Annotated in this window: 25 protein-coding genes and 1 tRNA gene; 15 read left to right on the top strand and 11 right to left on the bottom strand. The window is 71.2% G+C overall.

The window, feature by feature from the left end; translation table 11 throughout:
• Window positions 1–170 precede the first annotated feature (170 nt).
• Genes M3B01_RS09130 through M3B01_RS09120 form a run of 3 tightly spaced genes read right to left on the bottom strand, consistent with a single transcriptional unit; the run spans window position 171 to window position 3,806 of the window.
• Complete coding sequence (locus M3B01_RS09130; protein ID WP_396123354.1) at window positions 171–1,751, bottom strand: DUF1846 domain-containing protein; 1,581 nt, start codon at window positions 1,749–1,751, stop codon at window positions 171–173.
• 52 nt (window positions 1,752–1,803) lie between these two features.
• Window positions 1,804–3,159 carry an acyltransferase gene (locus M3B01_RS09125; RefSeq protein ID WP_259791431.1) on the bottom strand — a complete coding sequence of 452 codons (1,356 nt, stop codon included), beginning with the start codon at window positions 3,157–3,159 and terminating at the stop codon, window positions 1,804–1,806.
• Window positions 3,156–3,806, bottom strand: coding sequence for a 2'-5' RNA ligase family protein (locus M3B01_RS09120; RefSeq protein ID WP_259791428.1), 651 nt, complete (start codon window positions 3,804–3,806; stop codon window positions 3,156–3,158). Before M3B01_RS09120 ends, M3B01_RS09125 begins: the two co-directional genes overlap by 4 nt.
• A 29-nt stretch (window positions 3,807–3,835) precedes the next feature.
• On the opposite strand from M3B01_RS09120, the gene M3B01_RS09115 reads away from it, so the two are divergent.
• Together M3B01_RS09115 and M3B01_RS09110 are read left to right on the top strand one after the other, a co-directional pair.
• A complete protein-coding gene (locus M3B01_RS09115; RefSeq protein WP_259791426.1) occupies window positions 3,836–4,057 on the top strand; it encodes a hypothetical protein in 222 nt (73 codons plus the stop codon).
• Between the two features lie 6 nt (window positions 4,058–4,063).
• A complete protein-coding gene (locus M3B01_RS09110) occupies window positions 4,064–5,050 on the top strand; it encodes an AI-2E family transporter (RefSeq protein WP_259791452.1) in 987 nt (328 codons plus the stop codon).
• 50 nt (window positions 5,051–5,100) lie between these two features.
• On the opposite strand, the gene M3B01_RS09105 is transcribed toward M3B01_RS09110, so the two are convergent.
• Complete coding sequence (locus M3B01_RS09105) at window positions 5,101–5,394, bottom strand: DUF3253 domain-containing protein (RefSeq protein ID WP_259791424.1); 294 nt, start codon at window positions 5,392–5,394, stop codon at window positions 5,101–5,103.
• A gap of 43 nt (window positions 5,395–5,437) precedes the next feature.
• Window positions 5,438–5,776 (bottom strand): hypothetical protein, encoded by a 339-nt coding sequence (locus M3B01_RS09100; RefSeq protein ID WP_259791420.1) that lies wholly within the window; start codon window positions 5,774–5,776, stop codon window positions 5,438–5,440.
• 41 nt (window positions 5,777–5,817) lie between these two features.
• Between M3B01_RS09100 and M3B01_RS09095 the strand changes: the two genes are divergently transcribed.
• The 3 genes from M3B01_RS09095 (at window position 5,818) to M3B01_RS09085 (ending at window position 7,678) form a co-directional block, all read left to right on the top strand.
• Window positions 5,818–6,579: an alpha/beta fold hydrolase gene (locus M3B01_RS09095; RefSeq protein ID WP_259791418.1), complete on the top strand. Its 762-nt coding sequence runs from the start codon at window positions 5,818–5,820 to the stop codon at window positions 6,577–6,579.
• Window positions 6,576–7,121 (top strand): LysR substrate-binding domain-containing protein, encoded by a 546-nt coding sequence (locus M3B01_RS09090; RefSeq protein ID WP_259791417.1) that lies wholly within the window; start codon window positions 6,576–6,578, stop codon window positions 7,119–7,121. Before M3B01_RS09095 ends, M3B01_RS09090 begins: the two co-directional genes overlap by 4 nt.
• A gap of 83 nt (window positions 7,122–7,204) precedes the next feature.
• Window positions 7,205–7,678, top strand: coding sequence for an S-ribosylhomocysteine lyase (locus tag M3B01_RS09085; RefSeq protein ID WP_259791415.1), 474 nt, complete (start codon window positions 7,205–7,207; stop codon window positions 7,676–7,678).
• Here M3B01_RS09085 and malQ read toward each other — a convergent pair.
• Complete coding sequence (gene malQ / locus M3B01_RS09080) at window positions 7,665–9,785, bottom strand: 4-alpha-glucanotransferase (protein WP_259791414.1); 2,121 nt, start codon at window positions 9,783–9,785, stop codon at window positions 7,665–7,667. The two genes, M3B01_RS09085 and malQ, sit on opposite strands and share 14 nt — an antisense overlap.
• 50 nt (window positions 9,786–9,835) lie before the next feature.
• A complete protein-coding gene (locus M3B01_RS09075) occupies window positions 9,836–11,479 on the bottom strand; it encodes a dolichyl-phosphate-mannose--protein mannosyltransferase (RefSeq protein WP_259791413.1) in 1,644 nt (547 codons plus the stop codon).
• 129 nt (window positions 11,480–11,608) lie between these two features.
• Between M3B01_RS09075 and rsmI the strand changes: the two genes are divergently transcribed.
• Window positions 11,609–12,463 carry a 16S rRNA (cytidine(1402)-2'-O)-methyltransferase gene (gene rsmI, locus M3B01_RS09070; RefSeq protein ID WP_259791449.1) on the top strand — a complete coding sequence of 285 codons (855 nt, stop codon included), beginning with the start codon at window positions 11,609–11,611 and terminating at the stop codon, window positions 12,461–12,463.
• An 86-nt stretch (window positions 12,464–12,549) separates the two neighbouring features.
• On the opposite strand, the gene rpmF is transcribed toward rsmI, so the two are convergent.
• Window positions 12,550–12,720 (bottom strand): 50S ribosomal protein L32, encoded by a 171-nt coding sequence (gene rpmF / locus M3B01_RS09065; protein ID WP_193865989.1) that lies wholly within the window; start codon window positions 12,718–12,720, stop codon window positions 12,550–12,552.
• Between the two features lie 275 nt (window positions 12,721–12,995).
• On the opposite strand from rpmF, the gene M3B01_RS09060 reads away from it, so the two are divergent.
• Genes M3B01_RS09060 through M3B01_RS09050 form a run of 3 tightly spaced genes read left to right on the top strand, consistent with a single transcriptional unit; the run spans window position 12,996 to window position 15,792 of the window.
• Window positions 12,996–13,937 carry a TatD family hydrolase gene (locus M3B01_RS09060; RefSeq protein WP_259791411.1) on the top strand — a complete coding sequence of 314 codons (942 nt, stop codon included), beginning with the start codon at window positions 12,996–12,998 and terminating at the stop codon, window positions 13,935–13,937.
• A complete protein-coding gene (gene rsmA / locus M3B01_RS09055) occupies window positions 13,922–14,860 on the top strand; it encodes a 16S rRNA (adenine(1518)-N(6)/adenine(1519)-N(6))-dimethyltransferase RsmA (protein ID WP_259791410.1) in 939 nt (312 codons plus the stop codon). Before M3B01_RS09060 ends, rsmA begins: the two co-directional genes overlap by 16 nt.
• Window positions 14,857–15,792 carry a 4-(cytidine 5'-diphospho)-2-C-methyl-D-erythritol kinase gene (locus M3B01_RS09050; protein ID WP_259791408.1) on the top strand — a complete coding sequence of 312 codons (936 nt, stop codon included), beginning with the start codon at window positions 14,857–14,859 and terminating at the stop codon, window positions 15,790–15,792. Before rsmA ends, M3B01_RS09050 begins: the two co-directional genes overlap by 4 nt.
• 25 nt (window positions 15,793–15,817) lie before the next feature.
• Here the strand turns inward: M3B01_RS09050 and M3B01_RS09045 are convergent, their stop codons facing one another.
• The 3 genes from M3B01_RS09045 to M3B01_RS09035 form a co-directional block, all read right to left on the bottom strand.
• Window positions 15,818–17,671, bottom strand: a complete 1,854-nt coding sequence (locus tag M3B01_RS09045) for an ABC-F family ATP-binding cassette domain-containing protein (RefSeq protein WP_259791405.1) — start codon at window positions 17,669–17,671, stop codon at window positions 15,818–15,820.
• 105 nt (window positions 17,672–17,776) lie between these two features.
• Window positions 17,777–18,313: a MarR family winged helix-turn-helix transcriptional regulator gene (locus M3B01_RS09040; RefSeq protein WP_193865984.1), complete on the bottom strand. Its 537-nt coding sequence runs from the start codon at window positions 18,311–18,313 to the stop codon at window positions 17,777–17,779.
• A 162-nt stretch (window positions 18,314–18,475) separates the two neighbouring features.
• Window positions 18,476–19,123 carry a TetR/AcrR family transcriptional regulator gene (locus tag M3B01_RS09035; RefSeq protein ID WP_259791401.1) on the bottom strand — a complete coding sequence of 216 codons (648 nt, stop codon included), beginning with the start codon at window positions 19,121–19,123 and terminating at the stop codon, window positions 18,476–18,478.
• An 83-nt stretch (window positions 19,124–19,206) separates the two neighbouring features.
• Between M3B01_RS09035 and M3B01_RS09030 the strand changes: the two genes are divergently transcribed.
• From M3B01_RS09030 to pth, 6 genes are all read left to right on the top strand, one after another.
• A tRNA-Gln gene (locus M3B01_RS09030) sits at window positions 19,207–19,278 on the top strand.
• A 68-nt stretch (window positions 19,279–19,346) separates the two neighbouring features.
• Complete coding sequence (gene glmU, locus M3B01_RS09025) at window positions 19,347–20,846, top strand: bifunctional UDP-N-acetylglucosamine diphosphorylase/glucosamine-1-phosphate N-acetyltransferase GlmU (RefSeq protein WP_259791397.1); 1,500 nt, start codon at window positions 19,347–19,349, stop codon at window positions 20,844–20,846.
• Window positions 20,843–21,823, top strand: coding sequence for a ribose-phosphate diphosphokinase (locus M3B01_RS09020; protein ID WP_193865981.1), 981 nt, complete (start codon window positions 20,843–20,845; stop codon window positions 21,821–21,823). Before glmU ends, M3B01_RS09020 begins: the two co-directional genes overlap by 4 nt.
• 378 nt (window positions 21,824–22,201) lie before the next feature.
• A complete protein-coding gene (locus M3B01_RS09015) occupies window positions 22,202–22,708 on the top strand; it encodes a DoxX family protein (RefSeq protein ID WP_259791395.1) in 507 nt (168 codons plus the stop codon).
• A 437-nt stretch (window positions 22,709–23,145) separates the two neighbouring features.
• Window positions 23,146–23,784, top strand: a complete 639-nt coding sequence (locus tag M3B01_RS09010) for a 50S ribosomal protein L25/general stress protein Ctc (protein ID WP_259791393.1) — start codon at window positions 23,146–23,148, stop codon at window positions 23,782–23,784.
• A gap of 205 nt (window positions 23,785–23,989) precedes the next feature.
• Window positions 23,990–24,604, top strand: coding sequence for an aminoacyl-tRNA hydrolase (pth, locus tag M3B01_RS09005; RefSeq protein WP_259791390.1), 615 nt, complete (start codon window positions 23,990–23,992; stop codon window positions 24,602–24,604).
• Window positions 24,605–24,646 lie beyond the last annotated feature (42 nt).

Raw genomic sequence — 24,646 nt, 5'->3', positions numbered from 1 at the left:
GCTGGATCATGGTGCTCCGGTGGAGAACACGCTCCCCTACGACGGCCCGTCGCCCGCACATGCTGTGTCCAGCAGCAAGGACCCCCGCGACTGATCGACGACACCTGCGGCTGGACCTGGCGACACGATCCGGGTCCAGCCGTTCGTCATGCGGTCGCAGGATGCGGCCACTACCGCTTCTGGTACAGCGCCTTGCGCTGGAAGCGCGGTTCGGAGGTGACGTGGATGCCGAGCTGGCGGAAGATCCCCTCGTCCACCGTGCCCAAGATGGTGGTGGTGTGCACGTCGCAGCCTTCCAGGCTGCGTAGCTGCGCGAGCGCCAGGCGGGCGTTCTCGTCGGTCGCGGCGGAGACCGACAGTGCGATCAGCACCTCGTCGGTGTGCAGGCGGGGGTTGCGTGATCCCAGGTGCTGGGTCTTCAGAGTCTGGATCGGCTCGATCGAGGCGGGGGAGAGCAGGTGCACCGCATCGTCGAGCCCCGCCAGGCGCTTCAGGGCGTTCAGCAGCATCGCCGCGGAGCAGCCCAGCAGTGCGGAGGTCTTGCCGGTGATGATCGTGCCATCGGCCAGCTCGAGGGCGGAGCCGGGATGCCCGGTGGCCTCCTGGACGGCGAGCGCGGGAGCCACTACGGCGCGATCCTCGGTGCGGCAGCCTGCCTTGCTCATCACCATCGCCACCCGCTGGGACACGTCGTCCTCGCGATCGTGGATCCGCTCGTCCGTGAGCGCCTTGTAGTAACGACGGATGATCTCCTGCCGGGCGGCATCGCGACACACCTCATCGTCGACGATGCCGCGGCCGGCCATGTTCACCCCCATCTCGGTGGGGGAGGCGTACGGCGAGGACCCGGTGAGCTCCACGAGCAGGGAGCGCACCAGGGGGAACACGTCCACGTCGCGGTTGTAGCTGGTGACCTGGGTGCCGTGGGCGGCCAGGTGGTAGGGGTCGATGAGGTTGCGGTCGTCCAGGTCCGCGGTGGCGGCCTCGTAGGCCAGGTTCACCGGGTGCTCCAGCGGCAGGTCCCAGATCGGGAAGGTCTCGAACTTCGCGTAGCCGGAGCGGATGCCGCGACGGTGGTCGTGGTAGATCTGCGAGAGGCAGGTGGCGAGCTTCCCGGAGCCGGGACCGGGGGCGGTGACCACGATCAGGTCCCGTGTGGTCTCGGAGTGCTCGTTGGCGCCCAGGCCCTGCTCGGAGACGATCCGGGTGGTGTCCTGCGGGTACCCGGGGATCACGCCGTGGCGCGCCACCTTGAGGCCCAGCCGCTCCAGGCGGGCGGCGAAGGCATGGGCCACATGGTTGGACTCCTCGAGCTGGGTGAGCACCACGTGCTCCACCAGGAACCCGCGCTCACGGAACACGTCCACCAGGCGCAGCAGATCGTCCTCGTAGGGGATGCCCAGGTCAGCGCGCACCTTCTGGCGCTGCAGGTCCTTGGCGTTCAGGCAGATCAGGATCTCCAGCTCGTCCCTGAGCCGTTCGAGCATGGCGATCTTGTTGTCCGGGGTGAAGCCTGGCAGCACGCGGGAGGCGTGCAGGTCGTCGAAGAGCTTCCCACCCATCTCGAGGTACAGCTTCCCGCCGATCTGCTCACGCCGGGCCTGGATGTGCTGGGACTGCAGCTCGATGTACCGCTGCCGGTCGAAGCCCACCGGCCGCGGGTGCGCCGCGCCGCCAGGGTCGGTGCTCCCCGGGCCGCTCCCGGTCGGCGGAGTGGGCGGGACCGGGGCGGCGGGGGCGGTGTCAGTCACCCGGCCACGCTAGCAACGCCCCGGGGCCGACGGGGGCAGGCAGGGCTGCCTCTCATCCCACACTGCGATCCTCCGGGTCGCCGCCCGAGGAAGCGATGCCGGGGGAGCGAGGGCCGATGGGCATCCTCACCACCCCGAACCCGAGCAGCCCGGCCACCGGTAGCATCGGCCACACCCAGTTGATCCCGTTGCTGCCCACCATCCCGGAGGTGGCCATCACCGCGAGTCCCGCGCACACCATCACCGCGGACGTGAGGGGTCGCCACAGGGCCGGGGCCGGGCGGTCGTCCGGTTTCGGGTCCTCGAAGCGGCCCATCACCAGCACGATCACGCCGGTGATCGCCAGCAGCACCAGCGCCCACAGGGGGCGGCTGGCCCACCAGGCGCCGCGCAGCGGCACCGGCAGCAGTGACTTCGCATCCAGGGCGAGCAGGAGATGTGCGAGGCCCACCATGGCGGTGAGGTGCCACAGGAACCAGGTCATGATGCGTCGGTTCACCATCACGGTCACCAGCCAGATCCGGGGACGGCGCAGCAGCGCGGTGAGCGGCCTCTCCGCGAGTAGCACCAGTCCGGCCTGCATCATGCCCAGGAACGCCATGGTGACCCGGGTGGGGTTGGAGTTGCTGATCGCGTCACTGCCGGCAGTGATCATCGAGACCGGATAGGGCCCAGGACCCACCAGCAGCAGCAGGCCCACCGCACCCACGGCTGCCAGGGCCAACCGTCGGCCGGCCCCGGCGAGCTTCCCGTCCAGCCAGGCGTAGCCGAACTGGTGGAAGCTGGCCCACACCAGCACGTAGTTGGGGTAGCCCAGCAGCGGCTGCTGGGTTGCGATGCTGAGCGCATCCACCAGTCCGGCAATCACGATGCCGCCGATGATCGAGTACCAGCCGAACCTCTCCCACAGCACCAGGCACGGCGGGGCGATCACGATCACCAGCAGGTAGGAGGCCAGGAACCAGGTGGGGATCAGCGCCATCTGGGAGGCCAGCCGCATCGTGTCCGCCGGTGCACCAGCGGCGAGCGCCACGACGCAGATCACCAGCCATGTCAACAGCAGCGGCAGCAGGGGGATGCCCAGGCGCCGCAGGCGGGTGCGCAGCCAGGAGGCGTACCCCTCACCGCGACGACGCGCGGAGCGCCAGGACAGGGCATTGGAGTATCCGCCCACCAGGAAGAAGATCGGCATCACCTGGAACACCCAGGTCAGCGGATGGGTCCAGCGGGCCGCATCGAGCACGCCGTGGGGCTGCAGCCCGCCGTCGGGATGCACCGCCATGATCGTCCAGTGCCCCAGCACCACCACGGTGATCGCGGCCGCTCGCAGGAAGTCCACCACCCGGTTGCGGGTGGCTGGGGTAGCGGCGTCGACCTGCTCGGCGCGGCTGAGGGCCCGGGTGCTCATCGCCGGCCGACGCCTTCCTGCCTCAGTACGTCCCAGCGGTACTCGTGCTCATCGCGGCCCAGGCGCATCAGGGTCAGGGTGGGTGCGGCCTCGATGGCTGCAGGGGAGGCATCGGCCAGGGGTGCGAGGGCGTGAGCGATCGGTCCGGGATCGTCATCGGCGTTCACGTAGGACAGGGACAGGTGCGGCCAGAAGCGGCCCCAGTCCTGCTCCCCGATCACCTCGTCCACCGCGGCGCGTTGGATCCGGGCGAGCTCCTCGAGCCACGGGGCGGGCTCGGCGATGAGCATCACCGACTCGTGGGCCACGAGAACCGAGGCGAAGCGGATGGTCGGTGCCGGGCCCTGGGCCACCAGCCGCTCCCAGTGGTCGAACACGCGCTTCCCCACGTCGGCGAGCTGCTGCTGGGTGACCTCGTCCTCGAAGCCGATGCCGGTCATGGTCAGGTGCAGTCCCCGGTCCGGCACGACGTCCAAGGACGCGAATCCTCCGAGGACCTCCCGTGCCCGGCTCGCGAACTCCCGCACTGCGGGCGCGTCCTCCATCGTGAGGTGGAAGGTGTGCATACGCCGGCCCTCGCGCCAGCCCGGCCGCCACCACCAGTGGTCCCGGATGCGGTCAAGGTCCTCGGCAACTCTCAGCTCCATCTGCACATCATCGCGCATACGATCACCCCATGACTGCAGCCCCGCACCCAGCGGCCCCACCCCGGCCCGGGGTCCCACGCGCGCTGCTGATCCTGCTGGCGCTCGCCGCAGGCGTGGTGGTGCTGCTGGGCATGCAGGCCTTCGCCGGGCTGATCGTGCCGGTGTTCCTGGCACTGAACCTGATCATCGCGGTGCACCCGGTGGGCAGCGCGCTCACCCGGCGCGGCCTACCGCCGATCGTCGGATCCTAGGTGACGATGCTGATCGTGCTAGTGGCCCTGGTGGGGTTCTTCGTGGCGATCGCGTGGGCGGTGGCGCAGCTGATCCAGCAGCTGCCTTTCTACGCCGATCAGTTCAACTCCCTGGTGGGAGAGGTGCCCATGCGCCTGTCAGAGCTGGGCATCGGCCAAGAGCAGGTCGACACGTGGCTGGCCGACTTCAACTTCGCGAGCCTGTTCGGCCTGCTCAACAGTGCCGTCAGCTCGGTCGGGGCGATCGGCGCACTGCTGGCCGCCACTTTCGCGACCATCATCTTCTTCGGACTCGATGCGGCCGGCCTGCCGCAGCGTCTGGCACTGGTGCGCAGCGAGCACGCCCCCACCCATCGGGCTCTGCTGGACTTCGCGCTCAGCGTGCGCACCTACTGGATCGTGACCACCGTGTTCGGCGCCGTGGTGGCGGTGATCGACGGCCTGGCCCTGTGGGCCCTCGGGGTGCCACTTCCTGCGGTGTGGGCGGTGCTGCTGTTCCTGTGCAACTACATCCCCAATATCGGTTTCGTCTTCGCGATGATCCCGCCCACCCTGATGGCGCTGCTGGCCCAGGGTCCGTGGACCGCCGTGCTGGTGGTGGTCATCTGCACCACCGTGGCCATGCTGCTGCAGGGCCTGGTCCAGCCCCGTGTCACCGGCCGCGCCGTGGGGGTCAGCGCGAGCGTGTCGTTCCTGTCGGTGCTGTTCTGGTCCTGGGTGCTGGGAGCTGCCGGTGCGCTACTCTCGGTGCCGATGACCCTGCTGGTCAAGGAGCTGCTGGTCGACGCGGACCCGCGGGCACGCTGGGCCAATGCGTTCCTCGCCGACACGGTGGACGCGGCGGTGGAACCACCGGCGAACCGGGTCGGGACCGGGCCCTCGCCCACGGAGTCAGCGGCCGGCGTCGAAGCTCACCCGGGCGCGGTCGAGGCAGTTGCCGCGCCGTCGGGCGGAGATCCCGATGCGGACGAGCCGGGGCGGCCGGCGGAGTGATCCCCACCCGCCGTCTCCAGCACCTCTCAGGAGCAGGTGCGCGGGATCGCTCAGGAGGCGGGATCGGGGTCCGGTCGCTCGGGAGACCCAGCCCAGGCGGATCCCCGTCGCAGTCGTACTGGCCCCCGCGCAGTGGCGATGTCGACAACGGTGCCACCCTGGGTGACCTCGATGGTGCCGGCTGTCGCCAGCGACGCGGCCACCTCACGCACCGGATCCATCAGCTCTCGCCATTGCTCGGAGTCGAGCTCTCGGGCGACCTCCGACGGGCAGATGCTGGAGTCGGCTGCGCGTGCTCCCAGAATATCGATGGTGGTGCGCTCGATGTCTTCGCGGCTGGTCATCCCGTGAGGGTACGACGATCACGCGCTCACGGGGCATCGCTGATCAGCCGGGCGGGATCGGTCGGAAGCGACCGCCCATCCCGCGGGTGAGCAGCACGGCGAACGGCGGAGCAATGGTCGCCGTCGTCCCCTCGAGGTGATCGATCACCACCCGCAGCGCCTGACGGGCCGTCGCGTCCTCGTCGGCCCACGTGCTCGAGTCCACTGTGAACCGCAGCACCACGCGGCCGATGCGCTTCCCACCGACCAGCGGCGCCTCCACATCCCGCTTCTCCACCACGTGCAGGGTCCCCAGTGCCAGCTCCGCCTGCTCCATCACCTCGGCAGGGGTGATGCCGGGGCGCATGTCCCCGATCGGCAGATGCATGCGGTAGCTGGGCATCCATCCAGCGTAACGACCCGGGCACGGAGCATGATGGGGTCATGAACTCCGAGGCAGTGGTGCTGGTGCACGGCACACGCACCTCCCACAGCCAATGGGACCGTCAGATGCCGGCCCTGCGTGCCGCCGGGTACACCGTGGTCGCGCCGGACCTTCCGGGACACGGGACGCGGCGCGGGGAACCCTTCACGCTCGAGGCAGCCATCACCGCCATCACCGACGCGATCAGCCGCGCCGCCACCATGACCGGCTCCGACGACGGGGCTGCGGAACGCCGGGTGCACCTGGTCGGATCCTCCCTGGGCGGGATGCTCGCGATCCATGCCGCCGCTGCGCGACCTGCGGCGCTCGCCTCCCTCACCGTGTGCGGCGGGACCGTGCAGCCCACCCCTCGGACCGCACGCCTCTACGGCCGGCTCCTCGAACTGGTGGACCGCCTCCCCGGTGGGGCCGACGGCAGCTCCCGACTGTTCAGGCTTCTGCTGGGCCCCGACGGCGCCCGGGTCTACCTGCGGGGAGGACGAGCGCCCGCCGAGGTGGTGAGGCCGTCATTCGATGCGGTCGCCTCACTGGACCTGCGTGCCGACCTGGCCCGTATCGAGGTGGCAGTGACGTTCCTGCACGGCCGCTTCGACCAGATGAGGGTGCACGAGAGGAGCTTCGTCGCCTCCACACGCAAGGGGCGGCTGGCCGTCCTGCCCTACGGCACCCACATGGTGAACCTCAACATGCCCGAGCGCTTCAACGCCGACCTGCTGAGGGTGCTGGCCCGGGCCTCCGCACCACCTACCCTGGGATCATGACCACTTCCACCCTGCGGGTCGGCTTCGTCCCCGGCGTCGAACCCGACCGGTTCCTGCGCCGCTGGAAGGCACTGCGCAACGGCACCTGGCTGGAGTTGATCCCCGTGGCGCAGTCCCGACAGATCGACGCACTGACCGCGGGCGAGGTGGACATGTGCTTCGCACGCGATACCGACCCCGGCAACGCGTTCCATGCCGTCAGCCTGTGGGAGGAGCGCCCGGTCGTGGTGATGAGCACCGACCACGTGCTCTCCGTACTCGACGAGATCACCGAGGCGGACCTCGCCGAGGAGACCGAGATCCCCTCCCAGGGACCCGACGACGCCGCGGACCGGGTGGCCGTGGCCGCCACCGGGGTGGGGTACACCCGGGTGCCGATGTCACTGGCCCGCCTGCACCACCGCAAGGACGCCACCCATCGGCCCCTGCTGGATGCCGACCCCACGCGCATCATCCTGCTGTGGCCGCGCGACGCCGACGACGAGCTGCGCCAGCAGTTCGTGGGCGTCGTCCGCGGCCGCACGGCGCGATCCTCCCGCTGACCAGATCGCTCCCTGCCGGCCGCAGTACACCGCACCAGATGGACCACACGACCTTTCAACCCCGAACCGAAGGAGAACACCCCATGACCGAGCAGCCCCGCATGAACGTGGAGAGCTTCAACCTGGACCACCGCACTGTGGCCGCCCCCTACCTGCGCATCGCCGACCGCAAGGAGCTGCCCGGCGGGGACGTGCTGACCAAGTTCGACGTGCGCTTCACCCAGCCCAACGTCGAGCACCTGGACTCCGAGGCCGTGCACTCGCTCGAGCACATGATGGCCGAGCACATGCGCAACCACTCCGACCAGGTGATCGACGTGTCCCCGATGGGCTGCCGCACCGGCTTCTACGTGCTGCTGATCGGCGATCACACCGCCGAGGGCTTCGCGCCCGTGATGGAGGCCACCCTGCGCGACCTGGTCGCTGCCGAGGAGGTGCCCGCCGCCAACGAGGTCCAGTGCGGCTGGGGCGCCCACCACACCCTGGAGGGCGCCAAGTCCGCCGCCCGCGCCTTCCTCGACGCGCGTGAGCAGTGGGGTCAGGTCAGCGCGAGCTGAGTGCGTCCCGCACCGCGCTCAGCAGACGCTCCGTGCGCGCATCGGTGGCCAGGTCGTCGATGGTGACCGGATGCAGCTGGGCATCGGCCAGGGGGATCCGCCAGTTCGGGTACTCCTCGTCGGTGCCCGGCTGGTTCTGGATCCGCCGCTCGCCCACGCAGTCCACCAGGGACACGCCCAGCAGCAGGGAGGGCGTGCGCGCCAGGTGGCGATGCAGGGCGATCACGGTGTCCTCGATGTCGGCACCGGGCTGGAGCAGGCCCTCGTCCCTCAGCGCGTCCAGCACCTCCTCGCGGCCGGCGGCATCGGCCGTCTGCTCCTCCTCCAGGTCCCGCTCCAGCAGGCCCAGTTCGTGGCGCAGCGTCACGTGGTCCCCGGCCAGGTAGCCGGCGGTCGGTGGCAGATCATGGGTGTTGACCGAGGCCATGCACAGCTCGCGGTAGTCCTCCGGCGGCAGCGGCTTGCCCTCGTGGTCGTACTCGAACCACAGGATCGAGGTGCCCAGGATGCCGCGGTCGCTGAGGTAGTCGCGCACCCACGGCTCGAAGGTTCCCAGGTCCTCGCCCACCACCAGGGTGTTCGAGCGGTGCGCCTCCAGGGCCAAGATGCCCACCAGGGCGTCGTGGTCGTAGAACACGTAGGCGCCGTCGGCCGCGATGTTCCCCTCGGGGATCCACCACAGGCGGAACAGGCCCAGCACGTGGTCGATGCGCAGGGCACCGGCGTGCCGCATCAGTGAGCGCAGCATGTCCCGCCACGGGCGGTAGGAGGCATCGCGCAGGCCCTCCGGGTGCCACGGCGGCTGGTCCCAGTTCTGGCCCTGCTGGTTGTACTGGTCGGCCGGGGCACCCACGCCCACGCCGGAGGCCAGGGCGTGCCGCAGGCGCCAGGAGTCGGCTCCCACCTGCTCCACGCCCACGGCGAGGTCGTGCATGACGCCGATCCGCATGCCGGCATCGAGAGCGGCGGTCTGCGCAGCGGACTGCTGCTCGTCCAGCAGCCACTGCACCCAGGCGTGGAACTCGATGCGATCGGCCAGCTCCGTGCGGGCCTGCTCGACGGTGCGGTCATCGAGGTCCTTCAGCACCGCGTCCTGCTCTCCGCGCAGCTTCTCGGCGATCGCCGACCAGGTGGCGAAGTCCTCCAGGCCCTGGCCCTCACGGCGGCGGTAGGCCTCGAACAGCGCCTGGCGGCCCGCGGTGCGCGGCACCGCGTACAGCTCCTCCAGCGCCTCCATCTTGGCGGTGAGCACCTCGTCGCGCTCCAGGCGATCGGTGCGCTCGTTCCATGCCTGCACCGTCGTGCGCAGCAGCGCGATCCGCTGCCGGGCGTAGGGGGGAAGGTCCCGCAGCTCCGGCACGTCTTCGATCCGCAGGTACAGCGGGCTCATGAAGCGGCGGGTCACCGGCAGGTACGGGGAGGGCTCCACGGGAGCGGTGGGGTAGGAGGCGTGCAGCGGGTTGACCAGCAGGAAGTCCGCGCCGTGGTGGGCGGCGCTGATCGCGGCCAGGTCGCGCATGTCACCCAGGTCGCCGATGCCCCAGGAGCGGTCAGAGCGCACCGAGTACAGCTGCGCCTGCAGGCCGTAGGCCCGTCGGGCGCCGAGTTGCTCGTGGACCCGCAGCCGCGCCGGGGTGACCACCACGTCGGCCTCGTGGGCCCCGGTGGAGGTCTCGGCGACCGCCCGGTGCCAACCCAGCGGCAGGCCGGCCGGCAGGTGGAAGCGGGCGCGGCCCCGCTGACGGCCGCCCAGGTCGAACGGCGGGGTGAAGTCGTCCATCTGGTGCAGGTCCCACCGGCCGCCGCTCTCCAGCCGCAGATGCACCGAAACGGGGGTTCCGTGGTCCACGTGCACGGGGATGCTGGATTCGTGGTCCTCGCGCAGCACGGTGACGGGGGGAAGGGTGCGGCGCCACGGCTCGCGCTCGCGCTCGGCCCGCACGGCGGCGAGGTCCTCGTCGCTGTCGACGGCGTGGCCGAGGGCTGCGATCACCTTGCGCAGAGTGCCGTCGGAGACGTTCTTCTGGGTGCCGTCGAACCCCCAGTACTCGGTGCCGATGCCGAGGTCGCGGGCGAATTCACGCAGGGCGATGGAGTCCAGAGCCATGCGCACAATCGTAACGGCCCGCACCGGGACCTCAGCTCACCCCAGGGTGCTCAGCTCCAGCCGGGCAGCCATATGCGCCACCGCCACTGCTCGGTGTCGATCACGTCCCCGGTCCACACCGGCCAGAAGAATGCCGAGACCAGCACCGTCAGGGTCAGCAGGCTCCCGACGAACAGCCCGCCGGCCAGTCGCCGATCGGGATCAGCATCACGTGGGCCGATCACCAGCCCCAGCACGTACGCCAGGCACAGCACCAGCCACGGCTCGAACACCACCGCGTAGAACGTGAAGATGGTGCGGTCGGTGTACATCAGCCACGGCAGGTAGCCGCCCGCGATGCCGGACAGCGCGGCCCAGGCGCGGCCGTCGTGGAACCGCACCGCGAGCGCCACCGACACCAGCACCGCGAGCGTGCCCAGCCACCAGATCAGCGGATTGCCCACGGAGAGGAGGTGGGCGGAGCAGCGTGCGACCTCGCAGCCGTGCTCCCCGTACTCGTAGGCGCGGTAGTAGAAGTTCGTGGGGCGCAGCATCAGCGGCCATCCCCACGGCTGAGCCATGTAGGGGTGCTCCGAGTCCAGGGCAATGTGGAAGTCGTAGGCCTGGCGGTGGTAGTGCCACAGGGACAGCAGCGCATCCAGCGGTCCGAACCCGGTGGCGTGCCCCTCGTCCTGCGCCCAGGTGCGGTAGTAGCCCTTGTCGCTGGCGAACCAGCCCGCCCAGGAGGCCACGTACACCACCAGCGCGGTGCCCACCATCGCGAAGAACGCCGGGATCGCGTCGCGCACCAGGCCCACCCAGGCCCAGCGGCGCTGTGCGGCAGCGCGGCGTGCCCACCAGTCCCACAGCACCGTCATGATGCCGAACACCGCCAGGAAGTAGATGCCTGACCATTTCACCGAGCAGGCCAGTCCCAGCAGGGCACCGGCTGCGAGCCGCCACGGCCTCCACCCCGCATGGAAGACGCCGCCCGGATGGGGGAGGGGGCGCGACCCGGTGACGTGCTCGGTCGGGGCCGGATCCACCGCGGCCAGGTGCAGGCGGGCGGCGTGCAGGGCCAGGCGCTCGCGGAATCGGTCCCTGTCGATCAGCAGCGCCCCGAAGCCGGCCAGCGCGAAGAACATCAGCACCAGGTCCAGCAGGCTGGTGCGGGAGTGCACCAGGTGCATCCCGTCGATGGCCAGCAGCAGCCCGGCGATCAGACCCACCGTGGTGGAGCGGAACAGGCGGCGGCCGATGCGGGCCAGCATCAGCACGCTCAACGACCCCAGCACGGCCACCGAGATCCGCCATCCCCAGGGATTGTCGGCACCCAGCAGCAGCATCCCGGCCCCGATCACCCACTTGCCCGCACTGGGATGGACCACATAGGCGCCGCGGTCCTCGTAGGTGTCCACGTCCCCGCTCTCGAACACCGGGTCGTGCTCGTCGGGCCAGGACATCTCCACGCCCTCCTGGGTGAGGGTGTAGCCGTCCTTGACGTAGTAGGTCTCGTCGAAGATCAGCTCGGCGATGCCGCCCAGCCCCCACAGCCGCAGGACCAGCGCGAGGGCGAACACCGCCAGAGCGGAGGCCCATGCGAGCCGTGAGAAGGGAAGGTCCATGACCTTGAGCCGGGAGCGGTAGGAGTCGAGCACGGCGTCCGTCTCGACCTCGGCGACGCTGCGCGGCCGCGCCCGCTCCTGGGTGTGCACCCGGTCATGCTAGGTCATCCCAGCACCCGCCCGGCCGATCCCGACTTCGCGCATCCGGCGCACCCGCGGCAGGGGTGCGTCCGGCCCGGGAGGGGGAGCAGAGGGTCCGGACCGCACCGCATGACTACCATGGCCGACATGCTCGCACCCGGTGTCCTCACGCTCGCCGCCACCCCCATCGGCAACCCCCTGGACGCCTCGGTGCGGCTGGTGTGCGCACTCGAGCAGGCCGATCTCATCGCGGCGGAGGACACTCGGCGCCTGGCGCGCCTGGCCGCCGACCTCGAGGTGACCCTCCGCGCGACCGTGCTCTCCTACCACGAGCACAACGAGGCCGAGCGCACCCCCCGCCTGCTGGAGGCGCTGGCGGGTGGGCAGCGGGTCCTGATCGTCACCGACGCCGGCATGCCCGTGGTCTCCGACCCCGGATTCCGGGCCGTGCGCGCTGCTGCCGAGGCCGGGTACGAGACCACGGTGATCCCCGGGCCCTCGGCCGTGCTCACCGCCCTGGCCGCCTCCGGGATCGCCCCGGACCGGTTCAGCTTCGAGGGCTTCCCTCCCCGCCGCGACGGCAGGCGCGCCGCCGCCTTCGAACCGCTCGCGCACGAGGCGCGCACCCTGGTGTTCTTCGAGTCCCCCCGACGCACTGCCGCCACCCTCGCGGCGATGCGGGAGGTCTTCGGGCCCGACAGGGAAGCAGCCGTGGCCCGGGAGCTCACCAAGACCCACGAAGAGGTGCTGCGCGGCAGTCTCACCGAGCTCGCGGCGTGGGCCGAGGGAACCGAGGTGCTGGGGGAGATCGTGATCGTGGTGGCCGGAGCCGCCCCACGAGCCGCCAGCGCGGAGGACCTGCTCGAGGAGGTGCTGGACAGAGCGCAGGCGGGGGAGCGCCTGAAGGACGCGGCCAAGGCCGTGGCCCGCACCAGCCAGGGCGTCACCGCCCGAGAGCTGTACGACCTGGCCCTGGCTGCTCGACGCGAGTGAATGCACGAGAGCCCCGGCCGAGGCCGGGGCTCTTGAGCGGTTCTGCGGCAGGCGCGGTGCCTGCGGGCCGTGTTCGGCCGGGACGATCAGTCGTCGATCTGGATCAGGCCGCGCTGGTAGGCCTTGGCCAGGCGACGCGGCACAGCAGCGGTGCGACCGCGAACGGTGACCTGCACGAGGTCGGCGTTGGACGCCTTCCAGTTCGCGCGGCGGGACCGGGTGCGAGCCCGGGACATCTTGAACTTGGGCACTGCCATGGGACGCTCCTTGACGGTCCGGAGGATGGTCTGCAGTCGGCATCCCCCGCGAGGACGGCCCGCGGCCGTGATCAGCCGAGCAGGCGCGCAGAGGGACACGCAACGACCGCTCATTCTGCCACAGCCGTGCGCCGGGCGGCACCGCCGCAGCGGGTGACCTCTGCCACCGCCGCCGCGGGTGATGCGGGCCGTGGCGTGCTCACCGGGTCGCGCGGGCGCCCCCGCGGCCTCGAAAACGGGCATCCGCGGTCCCGGCGGAACCTACGATGGTCATCATGCCCGACGCATCCCCGTCCCCTGTGCGCCGACGCGAGGACCTTGATCCCCGCCCCCGTTCCCGCGACCGCTCCTGGCCGCCGATCCCCGAGCCGCTGCCGCTGCCGGTGATCGACAACCACTGCCACCTCGACTTCGCCGACGGGGACCAGGAGCTCTCGGTCCCCGACCACGTCGAGCGCGCGGCCCGGGTGGGGGTCGACGGGATGATCACGATCGGCTCCGACCTGGAGGCCGCCCGCTGGACCGACCGCCTGATGGCCGATCCCGATCGGCCCGCATCGCTGCGTGGCGGCGTGGCCGTGCACCCCAACGAGGCGGCCCTGCACGCCCGCGGCCACGACCACGACGGCGAGCCGATGGTCGCGCTGGACGAGGCGATCGCCGAGGTCGCCCAGCTGATCCGCACCGACGGCATGGTCACGGTGGGGGAGACGGGCCTGGACTGGTTCCGCACCTCCCGCAAGGACGAGCAGGCCCGTACCGCCCAGGTGGAGGCGTTCCGCGCCCACATCGCCCTGGCCAAGGAGATGGGCCTGCCGATGCAGATCCACGATCGTGAGGCGCACCGCGACGTGCTGGAGGTGCTGGATGCCGACGGCGCCCCCGAGCGGACCGTGCTGCACTGCTTCTCCGGGGATGCCGAGTTCGCCCGGGCCTGCGTCGACCGCGGCTTCTACCTCTCCTTCGCCGGCAACGTCACCTTCAAGAACGCCGAGCACCTGCGCTCAGCGCTGGCCGAGGTGGGCATCGACCGAGTGATGGTGGAGACCGACGCCCCCTTCCTCACCCCCATGCCCTACCGTGGCCGCCCCAACTCGTCCTACCTGGTGCCGTTGACCATGGCGCAGATCGCCGAGTCCGCCGGGGTGGGCCTCGAGGAGGCCTGCCGGCGGGTGAGGCGTACCACCCGCGAGGTCTACGGATGGCCCGCGGCATGAGGGCCACCGGTGCGTCCGAGGGACTGCTGCTCACCCCGCGGGACGTGCGGGAGCTGGCGGCCTTCGCCGGGATCCACCCTTCCAAGCAGCGCGGCCAGAACTTCGTGGTGGACCCCAATACGGTGCGCACCATCGTCGAGCGGGCCGGTGTCCAGCCCGGGGAGGCCGTCCTCGAGGTCGGGCCCGGCCTGGGCTCGCTGACCCTGGGACTGCTCGAGGCCGGGGCCGATGTGGCCGCGATCGAGATCGACCGGGGCCTGGCCGAGCTGCTGCCGGCCACCCTCACCGCCCGCGGGGTGCCCCAGGAGCGCTGGACCCTGGTCCACGCCGACGCCCTCCAGGTCAGCGGGCTGCCCCGCCTGCCCGGTCAGGGAGCTCCGGACCGCCTCCCCACCCGCCTGGTGGCCAACCTGCCCTACAACGTGGCCACCCCCATCCTGCTCACCCATCTGCAGCGCTTCGAGAGCCTCCGCACCGCGCTGGTGATGGTGCAGTCCGAGGTGGTGGACCGTCTCGCCGCCGGCCCCGGTTCTCGCACCTACGGAGCCCCCAGCGTGAAGGCCGCCTGGTACGGCAGCGTGCAGCGGGCAGGCCAGATCTCCCGCCAGGTGTTCTGGCCCGTCCCCAACGTGGACTCCGCCCTGGTGGAGGTCACCCGGCACGAGAGCCCGATGGGCACCGAGACCGAGCGCCGCGGCACCTTCGCGGTGATCGATGCCGCCTTCGCCCAGCGCCGCAAGACCCTGCGCGCGGCCCTGGCCACCTGGGCGGGCGGCGCACCCCGGGCAGGGCAGATCCTCGAGGCCGCCGGCATCGACCCCGGCCGTCGCGGCGAGACCCTCGAGATCGCCGACTACCTTGCGATCGCCCGTGCCCGCGCGGACGCGGGCGGGAGCGAGGAGAGCGAGGAGGGGCGGTCATGAGCGGGGCACCGCAGCGGGTGGTCGCCACCGCGCCCGGCAAGATCAACCTCTCCCTGCGCGTGGGCGCCGCCGATGAGCGCGGCTACCACGCCCTGGCCACCGTGTTCCAGGCCGTCGACCTGCTGGAGACCGTCGAGGCCCGCCTGCCCCAGGATCCCGGCGCCCTCACCCTCACGGTCGACTCCCGGGTGCGCGGGGACGTGCCTGTTGACGCCACCAACCTGGCCCTGCGCGCGGCCGCTCTGCTGCGCGCCGAGACGGGCACGACGCAGGGAGCGGCCCTGCACATCACCAAGCGGGTCCCCGTCGCCGGCGGTATGGGCGGCGGATCGGCCGACGCGGCCGCAGCGCTGGTGGCCCTGAACCGGCTGTGGCGGCTGGGGCTGAGCGACCGGGAGCTGATGCTGCTGGGGGCCGGACTTGGCGCGGACGTGCCCTTCGCCGTCCTCGGGGGCACCGCGCTGGGCACCGGCAACGGCGACCAGCTGCAGCGGGTGCCGGCACCGGCACCGCTCACCTGGCTGCTGTGCGCACCGGGCGGGCACCTGGCCACCCCCGAGGTGTTCCGCGCCTTCGACGCCCTTGCCGCACAGGCCGATGCCCAGCCTCCCCGAACTCCCCGGGCGGACCAGCACCAGCTCGCGGCGCTGGCCGCCGGGGACCGGGAGGCGATCGCACGCAGCCTGGCCAACGAACTGCACGAGCCCGCGGTCCATCTGCGGCCCGACCTGCAGGAGATCCTGAGCGCGCTGCGCGAGCACGGTGCCCTGGGCGCGATCGTCTCGGGCTCCGGCCCCACGCTGGCCGCCCTGGTGCGCGATGCGCAGCACGGGGAGGAGCTCTCCGCCCGCGTGAGGGAGGACCGCGGCGACCTGGAGTGCACCCTCACCCGCAGCAGCCCGTACGGCGCAAGGATCGTCGCGGTCGACTGAGCGGGCGTCAGCGCCCGGGCGGCTCTCAGCTCTCGAGCTCGAGGGACAGCTCCAGCCAGCGCTCCTCGAGCTCGTCGGCCTCTGCGTCCGCGGCGCGCACCTTCTCCATCCGCCGCGCCAACTCCTGGTAGTCGGAGGGGTCCACCTCGGCCATCGCCTGCCGTGCCGCCTCGGCTTCCTTGCGCAGCTTCGCGACCTTCCGCTCCAGCGAGCCCATCTCCTTCTCCGCGCTGCGGCGCTCCGCACCGGTCAGGCCGCCCGTGCCCGCACCGGCGGCCTCCGCACCGCCCGCCCCGGACCCGGTAGCACCGGGAGCGCCGATGCCCGGTGCCCCCGCAGCGGCACCGGGACGTGCTCCCGACGCGGCTGTCCGCTCGGACTCGGCCCGCACCCGCAGGTACTGGTCGACACCGCCGGGGAGGTGGCGAACCGTGCCCTCGAGCACCGCGTACTGGGAGTCGGTGACGCGCTCGAGCAGGTAGCGGTCGTGGGAGACCACGATCAGCGGACCGGACCAGGTGTCCAGCAGGTCCTCCATCGCCGCCAGCATGTCGGTGTCCATGTCGTTGGTGGGCTCGTCCAGGACCAGCACGTTGGGCTCCTCCAGCAGGGTCAGCAGCAGGTCCAGCCGCCGCTGCTGCCCGCCGCTGAGCTCCTTGACCTGCACCTTCTGATGGGCAGCGGTGAAGCCCAGGCGCTCCAGGAGCTGGCCGGGGCTCACCTCGTCCTTCCCCGCCGTGTAGCTGGTGCGGTAGCGGCCCACGACGTCGCTGATCCTCTGCTCGCCCAGCTCTTCCAGACCGGTCAGGCGCTGGGAGACCTGCCTGACGGTCACCGTCTTCCCGCGCTTGACGCGACCGGCCATCGGCTCCAGGTCCCCGGTGATCAGGGCCAGCAGGGTCGACTTGCCGGCTCCGTTGGGGCCGAGCACACCGATGCGGTCGGCGGGACCGATGTGCACGGTGACGTCCTGGAGCACCGGGGTGCCGTCGTAGCCGGCGTCCACGTCCAGCAGGTCCAGAACGTCACGACCCAGGCGTGAGGTGGCCAGGCGGGTCAGCTCCACGGTGTCGCGCACCGGGGGTTCTCCGGCGATCAGCTCATTGGCGGCGTCGATGCGGAACTTGGGCTTGGAGGTGCGCGCCGGTGCGCCGCGCCGTAGCCACGCCAGCTCCTTGCGCATCAGGTTCTGTCGCTTGGCCTCGACGGCGGCGGCCTGGCGGTCGCGCTCCACGCGCTGCAGAACGTAGGCGGCGTACCCGCCCTCGAAGGGCTCCACCACCCCGTCGTGCACCTCCCACATGCGGGTGCACACCTCGTCGAGGAACCAGCGGTCGTGGGTGATGACCACCAGGCCCCCCGTACCGCGGGGCCAGCGTCCACGCAGGTGCTGGGCGAGCCACGCGATGCCCTCCACATCAAGATGGTTGGTGGGCTCATCCAGCAGCAGCACGTCCCAGTCGCCCACCAGCAGGGCGGCCAGGTGCACTCGCCGCAGCTGGCCGCCCGAGAGGGAGGTCAGCTGCTCCTCCAGGTCGATGCCTCCCAGCAGGCCGCCCAGCACGTCGCGGATCCGCGGGTCGGAGGCCCATTCGTGCTCGGGCCGATCGCCCACCACGCGCTCGCGCACGGTGGCACCGGCGGTGGCCTCGTCGCGCTGATCGAGCACTCCCACCCGGATGCCGCCCCGCACCGTGACACGGCCCGCATGGGGTTCGGTCTGTCGGGCCAGCAGCCGCAGCAGGGTCGACTTGCCGTCCCCGTTGCGACCCACCACGCCGATCCGGTCGCCCGCGTCGATGCCCAGGGTGATGGAGTCCAGCAGCACGCGGTCGGGCAGGGCGACGTGGAGGGACTGGGCGCCGAGCAGGTGGGCCATGCAGGAGCTTCTTTCGTGGGGGCGTTCGTGGTGATCGGATGGAGGGGCGGTCGCTGCGGGGCGGGCCATCAGGGATGCAGCGCCCCGGGCGTCGGGAGGTGCGGATCAGGCCCCGTCCTCGTCCGCAGGTTCGAAGCCGAGGGCCAGGGTGCGCAGCATCGAGGCCAGCACCTCGCGCTCCTGGGCGTCCAGGGGCTCCAGCAGGGAGTCCTCCGCCGTCAGCAGGCGCTCCATGGCGGCGTCGATGCGGGTGATGCCCTCGGGCAGCAGTCGCACCTCCACCGCGCGGCCGTCGTGCGGGCTGCGTGAGCGGCTCACCAGCCCGCGGGCGCTGAGCTTGTCGAGCCGGGTGGTCATGGTGCCGCTGGTGACCAGGGTCTGCTGGGCCAGCGCCCCGGGGGACAGCGCATCCTCCCCGCTGCGCCGCAGCGCCGAGAGCATGTCGAACTCCCAGCCCTCCAGCCCGGCCCCGGAGAACGCCTCGCGGCGCGCCGCCTCCAGCAGGCGTGCCAGCCGGGAGATGCGCGAGAACACGCCCAGGGGAGCGGTGTCGAGATCCGCGCGCGCCCGGCGCCAGCCCGCGATGATGCGATCGACCTCGTCACGACCGGCATCGGGGGCGGGGGAGGACGAGGAGGTCATGGACCGAGTCTAGAGGGGCCGACTCGTGCGTGCCGCAGTGCTCGATGAGCTGCCCTGCGGCGGCCCCAGGCGCGCAGCCTGCTCAGCCCGCGCGCCGCCTGCTCAGCCTGCGCGCCGCCTGCTCAGCCCGCGGGCCGCCTGCTCAGCCCGCGGGCCGCCTGCTCAGCCCGCGGGCCGCCGCCCGAGCTCCGGCTTCTTCTCGAGCGCCTGCAGTCCGTGCCAGGAGAGATTGACCATGCGAGCGGCCACCACCTCCTTGGCGGGGCTGCGGGTCTCCAGCCACCACTGCCCGGTGTACGCCACCATCCCCACCAGCATCTGCGCGTACAGCGGCGCATCGCGCGTGGGGTAGTCGCGCAGCTTGAACTGGGCCACCAGGATGTGCTCGGTGCGCCGGGCCACATCCGTCAGCAGGGCCGAGAAGGTGCCCCCGCTCTGGGAGACGGGGGAGTCGCGCACCAGGATCCGGAAGCCGTCCTCGTGCTCGTCGATGTAGGACAGGAACGCCATGGCCGCCTGCTCCATCAGCAGCCGGGGGTGGATGCGCTGGTCCTTCAGGGATTCCTCCAGCGCCGCCAGCAGGGTGGCGATCTCGCGGTCCACCACCACCGCGTACAGCCCCTCCTTGCCCCCGAAGTGCTCGTACACGAGCGGCTTGGACACCTTCGCGCGCGCGGCGATCTCCTCCACGCTGGTGGCGTCGTAGCCCTTCTCGGCGAAGAGACGACGACCCACGGCCACCAGCTGCTCGCGGCGCTCCCGGCCCGTCATCCGGGCGGAACGGGCCCGTGGTGCATCCTTCTGGGACATGCCCGGAGTCTCCCACGGATAGGATCGGGCACGCGTCCCGGCCGGTGGCGGTGCTTCCCGTCGGCGGTCACCGAGGGCGCGGATCCGCCATGGTGTAATCGGCAACACCTCAGATTTTGGTTCTGATGTTTCAGGTTCGAGTCCTGATGGCGGAACGACCATCGACGCTGTTCTGCGCAGTGCGGTGGCCAGACACCCGTTGTCGATCCGAGGAGCCGCCGACGTGGAAACCTCCGCGCCCGCCGCAGTCGTCGTCCTGGCCGCCGGGGCCGGGACCCGCATGAAGTCCCGCACCCCCAAGGTGCTGCACCCGATCGGTGGCCGGTCCCTGCTGGGGCACGCCATCACCGCCGCCGAGGGGACCGGTCCCGCCGAGCTGGTAGTGGTGGTGCGCCACGAGCGCGAGCGGCTGATCCAGCACCTGGCCGACCATGCGCCCGAGGTCACCATCGCCGATCAGGACGAGATCCCCGGCACGGGCCGCGCCGTCCAGTGCGGGCTGGAGAAGGTCAGCGCCTCCTCCGGCACGGTCCTGGTCACCTACGGGGACGTCCCGCTGCTGGAGGCCGGCACCCTGCGCGAGCTGGTCGCCGCGCACGAGCAGGCCGGCGCCGCGGTCACCGTGCTCAGCGCCCGAGTGGCCGATCCCACCGGGTACGGCCGCATCCTGCGCAGCGACGACGGCACCGAGGTGGTCGGCATCGTCGAGCACAAGGACGCCACCGAGTCCCAACGCGGGATCGACGAGATCAACTCCGGCATCTACGCCTTCGACCTGCAGGTGCTGCGGGATGCCCTGGGGCGCATCGGCACCGACAACGCCCAAGGCGAGATGTACCTCACCGACGTTCTGGGCATCGCGCGCTCCGACGGCCGGACCGTACGGGCCATGGTCACCGAGGACGCCATGATGGTCGAGGGCGCCAACGACCGCGTGCAGCTCGCCCAGCTCGGCGCGGAGATGAACCGCCGCATCCTGGAGCGCCACATGCGGGCCGGGGTCACCATCGTGGACCCCTCCACCACCTGGATCGACGCCGATGTCTCCATCGGCACCGATGCCGTGATCCTGCCGGGCGTGCAGCTGCACGGCGCCACCGACATCGGTGAGGACGCCGTGATCGGCCCCGACTGCACACTGCGCGACACCGAGGTGGGTGCCCGCGCCGAGGTGGTGCGCACCCACTCCGTGCTCGCCGTGATCGGCCCGGAGGCCACCGTGGGCCCCTTCACGTACCTGCGGCCCGGCACCGCCCTGGGTGCCCGCGGCAAGATCGGCGGGTTCGTGGAGACCAAGAACGCCCAGATCGGCGAGGACGCCAAGGTGCCGCACCTGAGCTACGTCGGTGATGCCGAGATCGGGGAGGGCACCAACATCGGTGCCGCCACGATCTTTGCCAACTACGACGGCCAGAAGAAGCACCGCACCACGGTGGGCAAGCACGTGCGCGTCGGCTCCGACAGCGTGCTCGTCGCACCCGTCGCCATCGGGGACGGTGCGGCCACCGGGGCGGGCACCGTGGTGCGCAAGGACGTACCGCCCGGGGCGCTGGCCGTGAACGCGGTGGGGCAGCGGAACGTGGAAGGATGGACCCTGAGACGACGTGCCGGGACGGCGGCCGAGGACGCGGCACGCGCGGCCCTGGCCGCCCAGAGCGGGCCCGGGGCCGAGTCAACCGCCGGGCCGGACGCCGACGACAACAAGGAGCACCTGCAGCGATGAGCGGAATCGTCACCACCGGAGAGAAGCGTCTGGTGCTCGCCACCGGCCGGGCTCACCCCGAACTGGCCCAGCAGGTCTCCGAGGAGCTCGGCGTCGAGGTGCTCCCGATGGATGCCTGGGACTTCGCCAACGGCGAGATCTACGTGCGCTACGGCGAGTCCGTGCGTGGCACCGATGCGTTCGTTCTGCAGTCCCACCCCGCCCCCATCAACACGTGGCTGATGGAGCACCTGATCATGATCGATGCGCTCAAGCGGGCCTCCGCCAAGCGCATCACCGCGATCGCCCCCAGCTTCCCCTACGCCCGGCAGGACAAGAAGCACCGCGGCCGCGAGCCGATCTCCGCCCGTCTGGTGGCCGATCTGTACCAGACCGCCGGTATCGACCGGATGATCTCCGTGGACCTGCACGCCCCGCAGGTGCAGGGGTACTTCGACCGTCCGGTGGATCACCTGATGGCCCTGCCGATCCTCGCCGACTACGTGGCCGGCAAGTACGGCCAGGAGGACGTCGTGGTGGTCTCCCCGGATGCCGGCCGCATCCGCGTGGCCGAGCAGTGGGCCAAGAAGCTGGGCGGCGTGGGCCTGGCGTTCATCCACAAGTCCCGCGACATCAACCGGCCCAACCAGGCCGTGGCCAAGCGCGTGATCGGCGAGGTCTCCGGGAAGACCTGCATCCTGGTGGACGACATGGTCGACACCGGCGGCACCATCGTCCAGGCCGCCGATGCCCTGATGGGCCACGGTGCGGACTCGGTGGTCATCGCCACCACCCACGGCATCCTCTCCGCACCCGCCACGGAGCGCTTGAAGAACAGCTCCGTGCGGGAGGTGGTGTGCACCAACACCCTGCCGATCCCGGAGGAGAAGCAGTTCGACCGACTCACCCAGCTGTCGATCGCCCCGCTGATCGCCCGCGCCATCCGCGCCGTGTTCGACGACGGCTCGGTGACCAGCCTCTTCGACGGCGAGGTCTGAGCCTCCACGGCACTGCACGACACGCCGCCGGGCTCGACGCCGAATCCCCCGAATCCCGCCGCCCCCGGTGGAGATCGGGGGATTCGCCGTCGTCGCCCTCGCGTGTCGCGCCGTGCGGCGCCGCGAGAGAGCACCGTGTAGTACCGCGAGAGAGCACTGGGCAGCGCCGTTCTCGGGTGTCACGCTGTGCAGCGCTGCGAGCGGGACTCGCTGGTGCCCGATCCGGACTGAGACGACGTGCAATGGATCACCTTCTCGAGAAGCGCTCCCGCACGGACGTTTGTCCCTTCCTGACAAAATCTCGGCCGGAAGAATTCTCGGTGTCAGCAGGACTCCTCTGACCTCCCGATAACTCCCCACAGCAAGGACGAGGACGACATGTCTACTCCCGCCGTCGCCACCGATACCCCCCGCACCACCGCGGACACCACCCGCTCCCGCAACCCGCTGGTCCGGTTCATCACCCTGGACTTCATGGAGAACCCGGCCCTGAAGGACGCCGGTCTGCTGGTGCTTCGTCTCGGGATGCTCCTCCTCTTCTTCCACGGCTGGGCCAAGGCCACCGGGTACTCCGGCTTCGTCGGCATGATGTCGGAGGCCCCCGTCGGCAGCATCGCCCCCGCCCTGTTCGGCTTCATGGTCGTGGCCGGCCAGCTGCTGCTGGGCTTCGGCCTCGCCTTCGGCCTGATGACCCGCATCTGCGCCTTCCTGATGGCGCTGATGTTCGTCTTCATCATCGTCCTGTTCAACATCCCCGGCGGGTGGATCGGCGAGCACGGCGGCATCGCCTTCGAGTCCTCGCTGTACTACTTCGTCCCGGGCGTGACCCTGTTCCTGACCGGCCCCGGCCGCTACTCCCTGGACTACCTGCTCTCGCGCAAGTGATCCTCTGAGCATCGCCACAGCGCGACGACACCACCAGGAAGCGGTGGAGCCACCCGGCTCCGCCGCTTCCGCCGTCTCCCGTGGGCCTGCGCAGTTATCTCCCGCTGGCCTGTGCCGTTGCCTCCTGCGGTCCTGCGCCGTCGTCTCCCGCGGGCCGGTGCCGTTGTCGCCCGTGCTCCTGCGCCGTCGTCTCCCGCTGGCCTGTGTCGTCCTCTACGCTGCTTCGCCGTTCCCGGTGAGCAAGATCGCAGGGCGGCGGCCCATGGCCATCTCCCATGGCCGGTCAGGACGGGATAGGGTGACCGGGTACTTCGGCGAGGGAGCGGGCCAGCCCGCTCCGTGATCGACGCGGTGCGGATGCCTGGGCTGCCGGTCCGTGCGCCGTCGCGTTCTCGCCGTCGAGAACCGAGATGGCCCACCACCGCCGAGGAGAACCCATGGCTGAGAAGCTGAACATCGAGCTCCGCGAGGAGTTCGGCAAGGGCGCCGCCCGCCGCATCCGTCGCGAGGACAAGATCCCCGCCGTCCTGTACGGCCACGGCGAGGATCCCACCCACCTGGTCCTGCCCGGTCACGAGACCGCGCTGCTGGCTCGCAACCCCAACGCCCTGATCGAGCTGGCCCTGCCCGGTGGCGAGACCAAGATGGCCCTGATCAAGGACATCCAGCGCCACCCGCTCAAGCGCCTGATCACCCACCTGGACCTCATCGTGGTCCGCAGGGGCGAGAAGGTCGAGGTCGACATCCCCGTGGTCCTGACCGGTGAGCCGGTCCCGCCGGCCATCGCCGTGGTCGACGCCCAGACCCTCACCCTCTCCGCCGACGCGATGAACGTCCCGGAGCAGATCGAGGTCGACGTCGAGGGCACCGAGGAGGGCTACCAGCTCTTCGCCGGCGACGTCACCCTTCCCGCGGGCTCCGATCTGGTCACCGACGCCGAGCTGCTGGTCGTGGCCGTGTCCATCCCGCGCGCCGAGGAAGAGGGGACCGAGGACGAGGACGCCGAGGGCACCGAGGGCGAGGAGTCCGAGGGCGCCGAGGGCGAGGAGTCCGAGGAGGCCTCCGAGGAGGAGTGACCCGGACCGGGCGCGCGCTCGGTTCCTCACACACGCCGCCGGGGCGTCGCGCATGAGCGCGGCGCCCCGGTACCGTTGCGGGGGCCCTGTGCTGCCTCCGCGCGCATACCGCCCTGGTGCGCATGCCGCTCTGGTGCGCATATCGCCCAGCGGCCGCATTCCGCCGCATCCCCCGCCCATCGCTCATCGCCCCAAGGAGCTGTGCATGAACTCGGCCGATCGCCTCAGCGGCACCCACCTGGTGGTGGGCCTGGGCAACCCCGGGCCGAAGTACGCCGCCACCCGCCACAACGTCGGCCAGATGGTGGTGGACCACATCGCGCAGGCCGCTGGTGGGCGCTTCGGGGCGGCGCGTCGCGCCCAGGCCGTGGTGCTCGAGGGGCGGCTGGGCATCCCCGGCGCCGACGAGCGCGTGGTCCTGGCCAAGACCACCACCTACATGAACGTCTCCGGGGGCCCCGTGAAGGCGCTGGCCGCCTACTACGACGTGCCCCCGGAGCGCGTCGTCGTCGTGCACGACGAGGTGGACATCCCCTTCGACGCCATCCGCCTCAAGCGCGGCGGCGGGGAGGGCGGCCACAACGGCCTGCGCGACATCTCCAAGGCACTGGGCACCAAGGACTACCTCCGGGTCCGGGTGGGTGTGGGCCGTCCACCGGGCAGTCGCGACACCGCCGATCACGTCCTGGCACCCTTCTCCAGCACCGAGCGGCGCACCCTCGAGCTGCTGATCTCCGATGCCGCCGATGCGGTGGAGGCGCTGGTCCTCGAGGGCCTCACCTCCGCCCAGCAGCACTTCCACTCCCGGGAGGCCCGATGAGTTCCCTGAGTCAACCTCTAGGCCGCGAGAGCGGTGGTTTTG

This window comes from Brachybacterium sp. p3-SID957 (assembly GCF_025144775.1).
GTDB classification, from domain to species: domain Bacteria; phylum Actinomycetota; class Actinomycetes; order Actinomycetales; family Dermabacteraceae; genus Brachybacterium; species Brachybacterium epidermidis.
Note: the sequence above shows the minus strand (reverse complement) of the source record. Positions and strands in the feature narration are given on the sequence as shown.